This is a genomic window from Gemmatimonadales bacterium (genome assembly GCA_035502185.1).
In the GTDB taxonomy this organism is placed as follows: domain Bacteria; phylum Gemmatimonadota; class Gemmatimonadetes; order Gemmatimonadales; family JACORV01; genus Fen-1245.
The window spans coordinates 62,248-76,149 of sequence record DATJUT010000050.1; the positions used below are offsets into that span (position 1 = coordinate 62,248).

Sequence of the window (13,902 nt, forward strand, 5' to 3'; positions counted from 1 at the left end):
CGCCCCCGCCGTTCACGACTTGGCCACCTCGGTGCGCGCGCCGACCACCGCCTGCTGCTCCAGGAAGCCGAGGCGGCCGACCAGCTCCGAGAGCTGGGTCCGGGCCGAGCCGAGCCGCCGCTCCAGGCCCGTGTTCTCCTCCTCCAGCTCCCGCAGCCGCAGCAGCGCCGTGCCGCCGCCCTCCTGCAGGCGCGCCAGCTCGGCCAGGCGCGCCTCGGCCGTCAGCGCCCTGCGGCGCCAGGCCCCGAGCTCGTCGGCGAGGTGGTGCAACACCTCCTCGAGCTCGCGGAGCGCGTCGAGATCAGGCCTCTCGCCTGCGGACCCCATGTCGCCTCTCCACCTCCGCCAGCGCGCCGGTCACGGCCGCCTCGACGTCGGCGTCGCGTAGCGTCCGGTCGGCGGCGCGAAAGACGAGCCGCCACGCGACGCTCCGGGTTCCGGCCTGGAGCGGCGCCCCGCGGTACTCGTCGAACGGCCACAACGTCTCGAGCAGCGGCCCGGCGCCGGCCCGGAGCGCCGCTTCCACCCCGGCGGCCGCCAGGCCGTCGGGCAGCACGAGCGCGACGTCCTGCTCGACCGCGGGCCAGGCCGGCAGCGGCCGGAACCGCACCGGAGCCGCCGCGGCGGCCTCCAGCTCCAGCTCGAACCCGTAGAGCCGGGCGCCCCAGGCGGGCCGGTCCCCGGCCAGCTCTCCCGCCCAGCCAACCTGCCGGCCGCCGGGCTCTTTCGCAACCAGGCGCCCGCCGTCCTCCGCCGGCACCACCACCGCCCCCGGCCGGCCCTGGGCCACGGCCGCCTCCAGCAGCAGCTTCACGTCGAACAGCTCGACGTCGGGCGGCGCCGCGTCGCTCCAGTGCGGCGGCCGCCGGGCGCCCGAGATCACCGCGGCCACGTGCAGCTCCTCCACCGGCAGCGGATCCGGGCTCCGGAAGAACACGTTCCCGATCTCGAACAGGCGGACGTCGCGCTGCTGCATCCGCCAGTTGTGCTCGCACCGGCGCACCAGGCCCGGCAACAGCGCGGCACGCAGGTAGCCCTCGTCCTGGCTCAGCGGATTGGCCAGCTCCACGCAGCGCTCGTCGTGCCGCGGGCCCAGCGAGGCGGTGATGGCCTCGTGCAGGCCCAGCGCGGTGAGCGAGCCCCGCAGCCGCGTGGCCAGCTGCTCGGCCGGCGCGTCGGGCACGACGCCCGCGCGCTGCGGCCGCATCTCGTCCGGGAACCGGTCGTAGCCGACGATGCGCGCGATCTCCTCGATCAGGTCCACCTCGCGGGTCAGGTCCGGCCGGAAGGTCGGGACCTGCACGGCCAGCCGGTCCTCCCTGGGGCCCACCACGCAGCCCAGCGCGGTCAGGACGCGCTCAATCTCGGGGCGCGGGACCTCGACACCCAGGAGGTGGCTCACCCGCCGGTCGCGGAGAAAGACCGTGACGGGCGGAATGGGCGACGGGTACACGTCCACCGGCGCGCCGTCCACGGCGCCGCCGGCCACGCGCACGAGCAGGTCCAGCGCGCGCGCGAGGTGGTCGGCCTGCGCCCCGTGATCGGCGCCGCGCTCGAAGCGCTGGCTGGCCTCGGTCGCCAGGCCGACGGCCCGGCTCGTGGCGCGGGTGCGCTTGGGATCGAAGTACGCGCACTCGAGCAGCACGTCGGTGGTCGAGGTCGAGACCTCGCTGGTGGACCCGCCCATCACGCCCGCGATCCCCTGCGCCTCGCGCGCGTCCGCGATCACGGTCATGGCCGGCGTCAGGGTGCGCCGCACCCCGTCGAGCGTGACGATGGCTTCCCCGGAGCGGGCCCGCCGGGCCACCAGCGCCGGCCCGGCCACCTTCGCCAGGTCGTAGGCGTGCATCGGCTGCCCGACCTCGAGGAGCAGGTAGTTGGTCGCATCCACGACGTTGTTGATCGCGCGCACGCCGGCGGCCTCGAGCCGCATGCGGAGCCACGGGGGCGAGGGGCGGATCGTGACGCCGCGCAGGACGGCGGCGGTGAACCGGGGGCAGCCCTCCGCGTCCTCGATCGCGATCCGCACGCCGGCCGTCTCGCCGGCCGCGCCGGCGGCGCGAACCGCCCGCGGCGCCGCGGCCGCGGCGTCGGCGAACGCCGGCAGCCGCACCGGCCGGCCGAGCACGGCGGCCAGATCGCGGGCCAGGCCCAGGTGGCTCAACAGGTCGGGCCGGTTGGGCGTCACGTCGAGCTCGAGCCGCGTGTCGGCCACCGGGACGGCGTCGAGGAACGGCGTGCCGGGCGCGGCCGTGGTCTCCAGCTCCAGGATGCCCTCGTGGTCGTCGCCGAGCCGCAGCTCGCGCGCCGAGCACAGCATGCCCTCCGAGAACTCGCCCCGGATCTTCCGCCGCTCCAGCACCACGCCGCCCGGCAGCGTGGTGCCGACGGCCGCGAACGGGTAGCGGCGGCCCGCGGTGACGTTCTTCGCGCCGCAGACCACCGAAACCACCGGGCCGCCCGCGTCCACCCTGCACAGCGACAGGCGGTCGGCGTTGGGGTGGCGCGCGACCTCGAGCACCTGGGCCACCACCACCTGCGCGAGGTCGTGGTGCAGCGGCTCGACGGCGTCCACCGGCACGCCGAGCATCGGGAGGCGCTCCAGGGCCTGGCGCGCGTCGAGCGGCACACCCAGCAGATCGGAGAGCCAGCGGAGCGAGGCCTTCACACCGAGTCCACGAACTGGCGGTGGAAGCGCATGTCGGCCTCGAACAGCAGCCGGATGTCGGGGATGCCGTAGCGCACCATCGCCGCCCGGTCGAGTCCCATGCCGAAGGCCCAGCCGGTGTAGCGCTCCGGGTCCACGCCCACGTTCTCGAACACCGCGGGGTCCACCATCCCGCAGCCGAGGATCTCCATCCACCCGGTGCCCTTGCAGGCCGGGCAGCCGGAGCCGTGGCACAGCTGGCACTCCACGTCCACCTCGGCCGACGGCTCGGTGAACGGGAAGAACGAGGGGCGGAAGCGCACGTTCACGCCGGCCGCGAAGAACCGGCGCGCGAAGAACGTGATCGCGGCCTTGAGATCGACGAAGCTGATGCCCTCGTCCACGCACAGCCCTTCGACCTGCGTGAACACCGGCGCGTGCGAGGCGTCGAACGGGTCGCGCCGGTAGCAGCGCCCGGGGATGGTGACCCGGATGGGCGGCCGGTAGGCCTCCATCACGCGGATCTGCACCGGCGAGGTGTGGCTCCTCAGGAGCGCGCCCGTGCCGAGGTAGAAGGTGGGCTGCATGTCCAGCGCCGGGTGCCCGGGCGGGAAGTTCAGCGCGGTGAAGTTGTTGCGCTCGGTCTCGGCCTCGGGGCCCACGGCGCGCGTGAACCCGAGCTCGTGGAAGATCTCGCAGATCTCGGTGGCGACGAGGGTGACCGGGTGGAGGGCGCCGCGCCAGGCCGGCCGCGCCGGCATCGTCAGGTCGCCGGCCGGCGGGGCGGCCCGGGCCGCGTGCTCGGCCTCGGCGGAGGCCAGCAGCTGCTCGATCGCGGCCTTGGCGTCGTTGGCCGCCTGGCCGACGGTCCGCCGCGCCTCGGCCTCCAGGGAGGGAAGCGCCTTGAGAATGGCGGACACGCGGCCCGCCTTGCGGCCCAGGTAGTCGGTCTTGAGCCGCTGCAGCGCGTCGCCGTCCGCGGCGGAGCGGATCTGCTGCTCCGCTTCGGCCTTGAGGCCGGCGAGCGCGGCGACGAGGTCCGCCGCCCGGTCGCTCACCGCGCCGGACGCAGGCGGCCCGGGAGTCGTCTCGGGCTCTGCGCCGCCCGAGCGATGCGGACGGTCACTGGGTGCCACCGGCTAGGAGCCGGTCTTGGCCAGCTCCGTGAGCTTGGCGAACGCCTGGGGATCCTTCACCGCCAGGTCCGCGAGGACCTTCCGGTTGATCTCGACGCCCGCCTTCTTCAGCCCGTTCATGAACACGTTGTACGACAGGTCGTGCAGGCGGGCGGCGGCGTTGATCCGGGTGATCCACAGGCGCCGGAACTGCCGCTTCTTCTGCTTGCGGTCCCGGTAGGCGTAGGCCCACCCGCGCTCGACGGTCTCCTTGGCGGCCTTCCACAGCTTGCTGCGGCCGCCACGGTTTCCGCGCGCCTCCTTCATGATCTTGTTCTTGCGCTTGAGGCGCGTGACGTTGCTCTTGACGCGAGGCATGGCTCCCTCTCCCTACGCCGTGATGAGGCCGCGCAGACGCCGCTCGTCGGCGTGCGAGGCCACCGCGGCCTTGCGGAGGTGCCGCTTCCGCTTGGCCGACTTCTTCGTGAGGATGTGGCTCTTGTAGGCCTTGCGGCGCCGCACCCGGCCCTTGCCGGTGAGCCGGAACCGCTTGGCCGCCGCCTTGTTCGTCTTCTTCTTCACCGCGCTTCTCCCGTGCGCGCGCGCCCGGCCCGGCGGGCCCGGCGCCGCGTCATTTCGGCGTGAGCAGCATCGTCATGTTCCGGCCCTCGAGCTTGGCCTCCTGCTCCAGCTTGGCCACGTCCCCCAGCAGCTCGGAGACGCGGTCCAGGACTTCCCGGCCCAGCTCGGGGTGGGCCATCTGCCGGCCCCGGAACATCATCGTCACCTTCACCTTGTTGCCTTCCGCGAGAAACTCCCGCGCGTGCCGGCACTTGAACTCGAAATCGTGGTTGTCGATCCCCGGCCGGAACTTGATCTCCTTGAGCTGGATCGAGTGCTGCTTCTTCTTGGCCGCCCGCGCGGCCTTGGCCTGCTCGAACTTGAACTTCCCGTAGTCCATGATGCGGCACACCGGGGGCCGCGCCGTCGGAGCTACCTCGACGAGGTCGAGACCGCGGGCCACCGCGGCCGCGAGCGCCTCGTCCACCGCCATGATCCCCAGCTGGGCCCCGTCGGGCGCGATCACCCGGACGGGACTGATGCGGATCATGCGATTGATGCGTACTCGGTTCTTGCTGTCCGGCGTTGGTTTTTCGAGAATTCGCAGCCTCCGGCGCTAGGGTCGTGAAGCACGAAGCGGACTCCCGAGCCCTCCGGAGTCCGCCACAACACCGCCCCGGCACGAGGCGGGAGCGCGATGCACGCGAGAACCCGAATCCACCACCCGCAGCCGGGGGTCGGAGGGTGAGGAGCCACCGGCTCCTGCTTGACGTTCGGCGCGGAAGCTAGGCGCCAAGCCGCACCGTGTCAACGGGTTCGCTCGCATAGCCGTGCTCGGAATCCTCCGCCAGGCGCGCCCGCGCGACCGTCGGATCGTGCTCGAAGACCAGCTGCCAGTGCTCCCGCGCCGCGCGGGTCAGCAGCTGCTTCTTGGTCGCGAGCGTGACCAGCGGCTCCAGATCGTAGCCCATGATCCACGCGGCCGGCAGGTGCGCGGCGGTCGGCACCAGGTCGGCCAGGAAACAGGCGCCCTCGCCGGCGCTGGTGACCAGCACCGACTGGTGGTGCGGCACGTGTCCCGGCGTCGGCAGCAGGTGGATGCCCGGGAGCACGGCCAGCTCGCCCGAGACCAGCCGGAACCGGCCGGCGGCCGCCACCGGCGCGAAGTTGGGCGGCAGGTAGCTGGCCGCGGTCCGCTCGTTCCGGTGCGCGGCGAAGTCCAGCTCCCCCTTCTGTACCACGTAGGTGGCGTTGGGGAAGGCCAGCGCCGTCGCCCCGGCGCCGTCGTGGAACGTGTTCCCGCCGGCGTGGTCGAAGTGCAGGTGGGTGTTGATGACCCACTTCACCTCGGCGGACGAATGCCCCGCGTCGTGGAGCGCGTCCTCCAGCGCCGTGGGGCCGGTGCGGCCCGCGTTCTCGACGGCGTAGATGTCCCGGAACTTGCCGCTCTCCTTGTTGCCGAGACCGGTATCCACCAGCACCAGGCCGTCGGGATGCTCCACCAGGAGGCAGCGCAGCGCGAGGGGAATCCGGTTGCGCTCGTCCGGCTCGGCGCGCCGGGCCCACAGGGGCTTCGGCACGACGCCGAACATCGCGCCTCCGTCGAGCCGCTGGAGCCCGCCCTCGAGGGTCCAGCAGACCAGCCGGCCCACCGTGAACCGCGTCGCCGTGGCACTCGGCGCAGGGCGAGCAGGGGCGGGCGGCGCGCCGGCCGCGTCCGGGGGCGGACGATGTCCCTCCGGCGCCCGGCTCACGGCACCAGGGCCCGGAGCGCGTGCCAGCTCGTGATGCCGAGCGCCTCGGCGCGGCGCAGCAGCCGGCGCAGGACCGCCGCCGTGGCCAGGGCGTCGCCGCCGGCGCGGTGGCGGCGCTCGGTCTCGATGTCGAAGAAGTGCATCACGCTGTCGAGGTTGCGCCGCGCGAGCTCCGGCACCAGCGCCCTGACCATCCGCACCGTGCACAGCCGCTGCACCCGGGGGGCGAGGCCGCCCGCGCGCTCGATCTCCGCCGCCACGAACGCCCAGTCGAATCGCGCGTTGTGGGCGACGAACACCCGGCCGTTCAGCGCCGCGAGCACCTGGTCGGCCACCGCCTCGAAGCGCGGGGCGCCCTCGACCAGCGCGTCGTCGATGCCGGTCAGGGCCGCGATGAAGTGCGGGATCGGGACCTCGGGGTTCACCAGCGACTCGAACGCCAGCGCGGTGCGCTCGCCGTCCACGTGCACCACCGCGACCTCGGTGATGCGGTCCCCGGCCCGGGCGCGCATCCCGGTCGTCTCCACGTCCACCACCGCGTAGCCGAGGTCGGCCAGCGGGAGCGCGCCCAGCGCCGGCTCCGGCACCGCGGACCAGCGTCCCTCGACGTCGATGGCGAAGCGCGGGTCCGCCCCCAGCAGCGCCGCGACCAGCCGCTCCGCCAGGACCCCGCGGGCACGGGCGATGCCGAGCACGTCGTGTGCGATGTCGTCCGGGGCCCGCGGCCCCGTGCTCAGGTAGAGCGCCGCCCGCTCGGCCAAGGTGGCGCTCACGGGTCGTCGCGCCGCAGGGGCATCGTCATGCAGCGCGGTCCCCCGCCGCCCCGCACCAGCTCGCTGCCCTTGACCGTGACGACCGCGCGGTCGCCGTCGCCCACGGCCGCCTCGCCCTTGAGCAGCTTGTGGCCGGGGACCACGCGGAACCCGGCGCGCTCCACCTCGCGCAGCGTGGCCTCGTTGCGGTCGTAGCCCACCACGACGCCGGGGCGCACCGAGAAGAAGTTGCACCCCGAGCCCCACTGCTCCCGCTCCTGGTCGGCGCGGTTGGGGCCGCCGCAGAAGACGGGCTCCAGGGGCAGGCCGACCGCCAGCAGCGCGGCGAACAGGTTCGGCATCTCGCGCACGCCCGCGTCCCCGCGGCGCCGGTGCAGCACCGCCAGCCGCTCCGGGCCCACGAAGTGCGGCGGCGAAACCACGCACAGCTCGCGGTCCACCTGGGTGAAGATCATGTCGAGATGGATGGCCGTGGGCTCCTTGGGCAGCACCACCACGATCACGTCCGTGACCCCGCAGCGGGCGAACAGCAGCTCGGTGAGGTGGTCGAGCGCGGCCGGGGAGGACCGTTCCGAGTAGCCGAGCACGACCAGGTCGGGCCGCAGCGGATGCACGTCGCCGCCCTCGAGCGTGTAGTTGGGCCGCTTCTCCTCCGAGCCGTCGTACAGCACGCCCGCGTTCTCGAACGCCGCGTGGTGCCGGAACAGCGCGGAGATCAGCAGCTCCTCGGTCCACCGCACGCCGTAGCGCATCGAGCCGATGACCGCGTGTTCGCCGATCACCATGCCGACGTCGCGGGTGAAGAACAGGTTGGGGAGCGGCGGGAGCATGAAGCCGGCCTCGTTGAGAGCCGCGGCGATCGGCCCGGCCTCCTCCATCGCCCCCGCCACCAGCACGTCCACCAGCGCGCTCACCGGGAGCTGCGCCAGGCGCTGGGCCAGCGCGTCGGACGGCACGACGTCGAGCGTGCGGCCCACCAGCCGCTCGCGCACCTCGGCGCGCTTGAGGATCTCGGCCAGCACCGCGCGCGTCTCGAGCACTTCGGCGAACAGGCGCAGCACCGCGACCAGCTGCCGGTGCTCGCGGCGGGCCTGCTCCAGGTCGATCACGTCGTCGTACAGGTAGTCCGCGCGGGTGCCGGGGGTCACCGCCAGCAGCTCCTCGCCCGGCGTCTGCATCAGCACCGTGCGGAGCGCGCCGATCTCGGAGGTGACGTGGACCCGGCTCACGGCTGTGCGTGGTGGAGCGCGTAGCTGAGGGCCTCGAGCTCGAGCGCCATGTTCACGTCCGAGACCGTGACGCCCCGCGGCACGGCCAGCGAGACCGGGGCGAAGTTGAGCAGCGCCCGCACGCCGGAGCGCACCAGCCGGTCGGCCACCGCCTGGGCCGCGTCGGCCGGCGTGGCGATCACCGCGATGTCGGCGGGCTCAGCGGCCAGGTCCGCCTCCAGCCGTTCCACGCCCCGCACCACGAGGCCGTCCACCGCCGCGCCGATCCGCGCCGCATCGGCGTCGTACACGGCGACCACGTCGAACCCGCGGGCGCGGAACCCGGGGTACGCCGCCAGCGCCGCGCCGACGCGTCCCGCCCCGACGAGCACGACCCGGTAGCGCCGCACCAGGCCGAGGATCTCCCGCAGCCGGCCGGCCAAGCGCGGCACGTTGTAACCCACGCCCCGCCGGCCGAACGACCCGAAGAACGAGAGGTCCTTGCGCACCTGGGCCGGAGAGGCGCCGCCGCGCTCGGCGAGGGCGCCGGAGGACACGGTCGCGGTCCCCTGGCGCTCGCACTGGTCGAGGAACTGGAGGTACAGCGACAGCCGCCGCACCGTCGATGCCGCCACGTCGCGCAAGCCGGACCTCGTGAAGGAATTCACGAAGCTAGACGGGGCCCCAAGGCTCGAGCAAGGGCCACGAACCGCTCGGGCGCGAGCACCTCGACCCGCGCCGCGGGGTCGACGCCCGCGCCCTCGAGCAGGCCCGCCACCTCGGAGCGGGCGACGCCGAACGCCTCGCGCACCGAGCGGCCGAGCTGCTGGCGGCGCCGCTGGAACAGCGCCCGGATCACGCCGCGCACCCGGCGCTCCTCCTCCTCGGAGTCCACCAGCGGCGCGGGCCGCGGCACCAGCCGGACCACCGCCGATTCCACGCGCGGCCGCGGCCGGAACGCGCCCGCCGGCACGCCGAACAGCCGCTCCACCGAGGCGACGAGCCGCACGCCGGCGGTGAGCGCCCCGTATTCGTTCGCCCCGGGCGACGCCGCGAGGCGCGCGGCGACCTCGGCCTGCACCAGGAACACGATCCGCTCGGGCCGCGGCGGGCGGAGCGCGCGATCGATCAGCGGCGAGGTGATCCGGTAGGGGATGTTGCCGCACACGACCGTGGCGCGGGGCCACGGGGTCTTCAGGGCGTCGCCGGTCACCACCGTGACGCCCGTGCCGCGGCACTCCGCGGCCAGCGCCGCCGCCAGGGCGCGGTCCGCCTCGATGGCGACGACCCGGCGCGCCAGCGCGGCCAGCTCCCGGGTCAGGGTGCCCTTCCCCGGGCCGATCTCCAGCACCACGTCGTCGGGCCCGGCGACGGCCGCCGCGGCGATCCGGCGCAGGATGGACGGGTCGAAGAGGAAGTGCTGGCCGAGCCGGGCCCCCACGTCAGCAGCGCAGCAGCACGAGCGTGCGGTCGTCCTGGGCGACGTAGCCGGAGAACTCCGCCACGTCCTGGAAGACGGCGTCCACGATTTCGGGGGCGGGCCGCGCCTCGTGGCGGCGCACGGTCTCCAGCAGCCGCCGCTCCCCGTAAGCCTCGCCGGAGGGGCTGCGCGACTCGGTGAGCCCGTCGGTGAACAGGCACAGCAGGTCCTCGCGCGTCCGCCACGGGCACTTGGCCCCGCCGATCACGCCGCCGGGCGCCAGGCCGAACGGCGGCGCCGTGGCCCGCAGCCGCCGGGGTGCGCCGCCGTCCACCGGCAGGAGGAACGCGTAGGGATGGCCCGCGTTCGCGTAGGTCAGCGTGCCCTGCTCCGAGTCCACGACGCCGTAGAACAGCGAGATGAACATCTCGGTTCGCGTCAGCTCGTCGCCCATCACGCCGAGCAGCCGGTGCAGCGCCTCCTGCGGCGTCGGGGCCGACTGGGCGACGACCGTGGCGGCCGAGATGGCGTTCGCCATCAGGAGGGCCGCGCCGATCCCGTGGCTCGACACGTCGCCGATCAGCACGCCCAGGCGCCGGGCGCCGAGCGGGATGAGCTTGTAGAAGTCGCCGCCCACCGATTCGGCGGGCTGGCAGCGGGCGCCCACGTCGCCGGCCGAGGCCAGCAGCGAGGGTCCGGGCAGCAGGGCGAGCTGGAGATGGTGGGCCAGCTTCAGCTCGGTGGAGAGCCGCTCGCGGTTGCGCTCCTCGCGCACCAGCCGCGCGTTCTCGATGGCGGCGCCGACCTGGCTGGCGATCGCGGTCACCAGCTTCTGGTCGCCGGCGGAAAACGCGTCCTCGCCGAGCCGGTCGGTCAGGTTGATGACGCCCACCGGCCGCGGCGGCCCGCCGGCGCCGGCGTAGAGAATGGGCACCGAGAGGAACGACTCGCCGCGGTAGGTCCGCCCGCCCGGGCAGCCGGGGCTCGGGGTGGCGTCGCGCGGGTCGTAGGTGATCGCGGCGCTGTCCCGGAACACCCGCGCCGCCACGCTGCAATCGTCGTCCACCGCCACCGGGCCGAGCTGCGCCACGTCGAGGCCGCGGCCGGCCACCACCCGCAGCACCTCGGCGCCGGGGTCGTAGGCCATGATCGAGGCGCGGCGCGCGCCCACGACGTCGGACACCTCCTTGACGATGATGCGCGCCGCCTCCTCGAGCTGCACGGTACGCCCGAGGACCTCGCTGATCGTGTACAGCAGGTTGATCTCTTCGTACCGGCCGGCCAGCTCCGAGGCGACCTGTCCCGCCTCGCGCTCGGCCGCGTAATGCTCGGCCATCACCCGGGCCGCCGCGTGGGCGCGCGCCGGCCGGGTGGCGGGGTCGCTGGCGTCGGGCCCCAGCTGGATCCAGGTGCCGGCCACGTCCGGCACCGGCTCGAGCCACGCCTGGCCGTTGCGGGTGGCGAGGGCGTGGCCCTGGTCGCCGTCCAGCTCCGGCCACCACGCACCGTGCTCCCCCGACAGGGCGATGCCCCGGACGCGGTCGGCCTCGGAGCGCCACAGCCGGACCGCACCGCCGGTCAGGTCCCGCAGTGCGGCGAGTACGGAATCCAGGCGGCTCAGGTGCGCCGCAGGATCATGCAGATGGAATTCCCCGTGTCGTTGAAGCGCACCTCGTCCACCAGCTGGCGGATGAGGAACACGCCGCGGCCGCACGGCCGCAGCCGGTTGGCGGGCAGGGTCGGATCGGGCAGGAAGCGGTAGTCGAACCCGTCCCCCTCGTCGGTGACCTCCATCTCGACGGCGTGGCGGCCGAACAGCACCCGGAGGGCGACCCCCTTGGTGTCGTCCTCGCCGTTGCCGTAGAGGATGGCGTTGACCAGGGCCTCCGCCAGGGCCACGCGGAGGTTGAAGCGCACGCTGTGCCGGTCCACGAACCGCTCTTCGAGGTGCCGGGCCACCACGTCGACCACGTCCTCCACCAGGCGGATGTCGCTGGGCAGCGTCAGCCGCAGCTCCGCCTCCAGCCCTTCGGCCTGCCGCCCGGGGTCGGGCGCGGAGAGCAGCGGCTGGACGGCGAGCCTCACGCGGCCCCTAGAACGCCGCCAGCGCCTGGTCGGCCGAGTCGGTGATGGCGAACAGCGTGTCGAGCTTGGTGAGCTCGAACAGCGTCTTGAGGTCCTCGTTGAGGCCGGCGAGCCTGAGGTCGCCGCCCTCGTCGCGGATCTTCTTCGAGAGCGAGACCAGCACCCCGAGGCCGGACGAGTCGATGTAGCCCGTGCGGGTGAAGTCGATGAGGAACTTGCGGTCGCCCGCTTCCAGCGCGTCGAGCACCCGCTGCTTCAGCTCCTGCCGGTTGCCCACGATGAGCTGGCCATCCACGTCGATGACCAGGACGCCGCCGGGGTGCTTCCGCACGTTGAAGGCCATCACTCCTCCGAGGTGGGCTCGTCCACGACGTCGGACGATTGCAGCAGCGCGATGGCGGAGACCAGGACGATGTCGTCGGCCGTGGCGCCGCGCGAGAGATCGGAGCACGGCCGGAGGAGGCCCTGGACGATGGGGCCGAGGGCCCGCGCCGGCGCTATGCGCTGTACCAGTTTGTACGCAATGTTCCCGCTGTCAAGGTCCGGGAATACCAAGACGTTAGCGCGTCCGGCCGCCGTGCTCCCGGGCGCCTTCCGCGCGGCCACCGTGTCCACCAGGGCGGCGTCGCCCTGCAGCTCGCCGTCGGCGGCGACGCCGGGCTCCAGCGCCCGGAACCGCTCCACGGCCTGCCGCACCCGGTCCACGCTCTCGCCCTCCGCGCTCCCGCGGGTCGAGTGCGAGAGGAACGCCACCACCGGCTCGTCGCCCACGACCCGGCGCCGGTCGCGCGCCGCCGCGACCGCGATCTCGGCGAGCTGCTCGGCCGTCGGGTACTGCACCACCCCGCAGTCGGCGAAGGTCAGCACCCCGAAGGAGGCGGTCACCATGTAGAAGCAGCTCGAGACGGTCCGGATGCCCGGCGCCGGGCCGACGGCCCACAGCGCGGCGCGCAGCACGTCGGCGGTGGCGTGCGTCACGCCGCCCACCGTGGCGTCCGCCTCCCCGAGGGCCACGAGGCCGGCCGCGAAGCGCAGCGGGTCCCGCGCGAGGTCGAGGCCCGCGCGGCGGTCCGGCACCTTCTCGGGCTTGCGCGTCGCCAGGAGGTCGGCCACCGCGCCGAGGCCGGGATCGGTGGACGGGTTGCGGACGGAGACCAGCGGGGCCTCGCGGGCCGCCCAGGCCGCGGCCCCGTCGTCCCCGAGGAGGGTCACGGCCGCGAGGCGGGACGCGGCCGCCGCGCGCGCGGCCTCGCGCACCCGCTCGTCCTCGCCTTCGGAGAGCACCAGCCGCCGCCGGGCGCGGCGGGCGCGCTCCAGCAGCGTCTCGATGAAGGAGCTCAACGGCGGCGGAACTTCGCGGCCAGGGCCTTCTCGACGGTCGGGTGCACGAGCCCGCCCACGTCGCCGCCGAACCGCGCCACCTCCCGCACCAGGGAGCTGGACAGGTAGGTGAGGTCGAAGGCGGGAACCAGGAACAGGGTCTCGATGTCCGGCGCCAGCTTCCGGTTCATCAGCGCCATCTGGTACTCGTACTCGAAGTCGCTGACGTACCGCAGGCCGCGGACGATGAGGTGGGCGCCGATCGTGCGCGCGAAGTTCACCAGCAGCCCGTCGAACGTGCGCACCTCGAGCCGCGGGACCTTGCCCAGCACGGCCCGCACCAGCCGGACGCGCTCGGCCGTGGTGAACAGCGGCCGCTTGGCGGCCTGGGTGGCGACGGCCACGACCACCCCGTCCGCGATGTCGAGACCGCGCCGGATCAGGTCCTCGTGGCCGCGGGTGATCGGGTCGAACGAGCCGGGGTAGACGGCGAGTCGCGTCATGGCGCCTCGAGAAAGGTGAGTACGGTGCGGCCGTAGCGGCGCTCCTCGCCCGGCCCCACGTCCTCGTGCACGTCGTGCTCGACGCCGAGAATGCGCGCGAACGGCCGCTCCCGGAAGAGGGCGGCGATCCGGGAGGCGTGCCCGGTCGTGTACGGAGGGTCGGCGAACGCCACGTCGAACGCGAGCACGCCGAGCCGGGCGGCCCAGCGCAGGGCGTCGGCCCGGTGCACCGTCGCCTGGCCCCGCGCCACGCCGAGCGCTTCGAGGTTGCGGTGCAGCGCCGCGAGGCTCGGCGGCGACAGCTCGACGAAGTCGCAGCGCGCCGCGCCTCGGCTCAGCGCCTCCAGACCCATCGCGCCGGACCCCGCGAACAGGTCGACCACGGCCGCCGCGTGCAGCCGCTCGCCGAGGATCGCCATCCACGCCTCCCGCACGCGGTCGGTGGTGGGCCGCGCCCGCGCGTCCGGCGGCGACTCGATGCGCCGCCCGCCCCATTCGCCCGCGACGATGCGCACC

General features: G+C 74.2%; 17 protein-coding genes. All 17 read right to left on the bottom strand.

Annotated features, from left to right (window positions below; genetic code table 11):
• Positions 1-12: 12 nt before the first annotated feature.
• The 17 genes from VMF70_06835 to rsmD all read right to left on the bottom strand — a co-directional run bounded on the left by VMF70_06835 (position 13) and on the right by rsmD (position 13,901).
• Positions 13-327: a hypothetical protein gene (locus VMF70_06835; GenBank protein HTT67725.1), complete on the bottom strand. Its 315-nt coding sequence runs from the start codon at positions 325-327 to the stop codon at positions 13-15.
• Positions 302-2,668, bottom strand: coding sequence for a phenylalanine--tRNA ligase subunit beta (gene pheT, locus VMF70_06840; GenBank protein ID HTT67726.1), 2,367 nt, complete (start codon positions 2,666-2,668; stop codon positions 302-304). The genes VMF70_06835 and pheT overlap by 26 nt, the downstream gene beginning before the upstream one ends.
• Positions 2,665-3,705: a phenylalanine--tRNA ligase subunit alpha gene (locus VMF70_06845; GenBank protein ID HTT67727.1), complete on the bottom strand. Its 1,041-nt coding sequence runs from the start codon at positions 3,703-3,705 to the stop codon at positions 2,665-2,667. The genes pheT and VMF70_06845 overlap by 4 nt, the downstream gene beginning before the upstream one ends.
• Positions 3,706-3,786: 81 nt before the next feature.
• Positions 3,787-4,140: a 50S ribosomal protein L20 gene (gene rplT / locus VMF70_06850; GenBank protein ID HTT67728.1), complete on the bottom strand. Its 354-nt coding sequence runs from the start codon at positions 4,138-4,140 to the stop codon at positions 3,787-3,789.
• A 12-nt stretch (positions 4,141-4,152) separates the two neighbouring features.
• Positions 4,153-4,344, bottom strand: coding sequence for a 50S ribosomal protein L35 (gene rpmI / locus VMF70_06855; protein HTT67729.1), 192 nt, complete (start codon positions 4,342-4,344; stop codon positions 4,153-4,155).
• Between the two features lie 49 nt (positions 4,345-4,393).
• Entirely contained in the window at positions 4,394-4,930 is a 537-nt protein-coding gene (infC, locus tag VMF70_06860; protein ID HTT67730.1) for a translation initiation factor IF-3, read from the bottom strand.
• A gap of 178 nt (positions 4,931-5,108) precedes the next feature.
• The gene (locus tag VMF70_06865) at positions 5,109-5,975 is read right to left on the bottom strand and encodes an MBL fold metallo-hydrolase (protein HTT67731.1); all 867 of its coding nucleotides are present in this window, start codon (positions 5,973-5,975) and stop codon (positions 5,109-5,111) included.
• A gap of 98 nt (positions 5,976-6,073) precedes the next feature.
• The gene (locus VMF70_06870; protein HTT67732.1) at positions 6,074-6,850 is read right to left on the bottom strand and encodes a 3'-5' exonuclease; all 777 of its coding nucleotides are present in this window, start codon (positions 6,848-6,850) and stop codon (positions 6,074-6,076) included.
• Positions 6,847-8,079: an arginine deiminase family protein gene (locus VMF70_06875; protein HTT67733.1), complete on the bottom strand. Its 1,233-nt coding sequence runs from the start codon at positions 8,077-8,079 to the stop codon at positions 6,847-6,849. The genes VMF70_06870 and VMF70_06875 overlap by 4 nt, the downstream gene beginning before the upstream one ends.
• Complete coding sequence (locus VMF70_06880) at positions 8,076-8,702, bottom strand: redox-sensing transcriptional repressor Rex (GenBank protein ID HTT67734.1); 627 nt, start codon at positions 8,700-8,702, stop codon at positions 8,076-8,078. Before VMF70_06880 ends, VMF70_06875 begins: the two co-directional genes overlap by 4 nt.
• 20 nt (positions 8,703-8,722) lie before the next feature.
• Complete coding sequence (gene rsmA / locus VMF70_06885) at positions 8,723-9,499, bottom strand: 16S rRNA (adenine(1518)-N(6)/adenine(1519)-N(6))-dimethyltransferase RsmA (GenBank protein HTT67735.1); 777 nt, start codon at positions 9,497-9,499, stop codon at positions 8,723-8,725.
• A gap of 1 nt (position 9,500) precedes the next feature.
• A complete protein-coding gene (locus tag VMF70_06890; protein ID HTT67736.1) occupies positions 9,501-11,192 on the bottom strand; it encodes a GAF domain-containing SpoIIE family protein phosphatase in 1,692 nt (563 codons plus the stop codon).
• Positions 11,096-11,563 (bottom strand): ATP-binding protein, encoded by a 468-nt coding sequence (locus VMF70_06895; protein HTT67737.1) that lies wholly within the window; start codon positions 11,561-11,563, stop codon positions 11,096-11,098. Before VMF70_06895 ends, VMF70_06890 begins: the two co-directional genes overlap by 97 nt.
• 7 nt (positions 11,564-11,570) lie before the next feature.
• Positions 11,571-11,906, bottom strand: coding sequence for an STAS domain-containing protein (locus VMF70_06900; GenBank protein HTT67738.1), 336 nt, complete (start codon positions 11,904-11,906; stop codon positions 11,571-11,573).
• Positions 11,906-12,904, bottom strand: coding sequence for a phosphate acyltransferase (locus tag VMF70_06905; GenBank protein HTT67739.1), 999 nt, complete (start codon positions 12,902-12,904; stop codon positions 11,906-11,908). The genes VMF70_06900 and VMF70_06905 overlap by 1 nt, the downstream gene beginning before the upstream one ends.
• Positions 12,901-13,386 (bottom strand): pantetheine-phosphate adenylyltransferase, encoded by a 486-nt coding sequence (gene coaD / locus VMF70_06910; GenBank protein HTT67740.1) that lies wholly within the window; start codon positions 13,384-13,386, stop codon positions 12,901-12,903. The genes VMF70_06905 and coaD overlap by 4 nt, the downstream gene beginning before the upstream one ends.
• On the bottom strand, positions 13,383-13,901 hold the full coding sequence (rsmD, locus tag VMF70_06915) for a 16S rRNA (guanine(966)-N(2))-methyltransferase RsmD (protein HTT67741.1): 519 nt from the start codon (positions 13,899-13,901) through the stop codon (positions 13,383-13,385). The genes coaD and rsmD overlap by 4 nt, the downstream gene beginning before the upstream one ends.
• Between the last annotated feature and the right edge of the window lies 1 nt (position 13,902).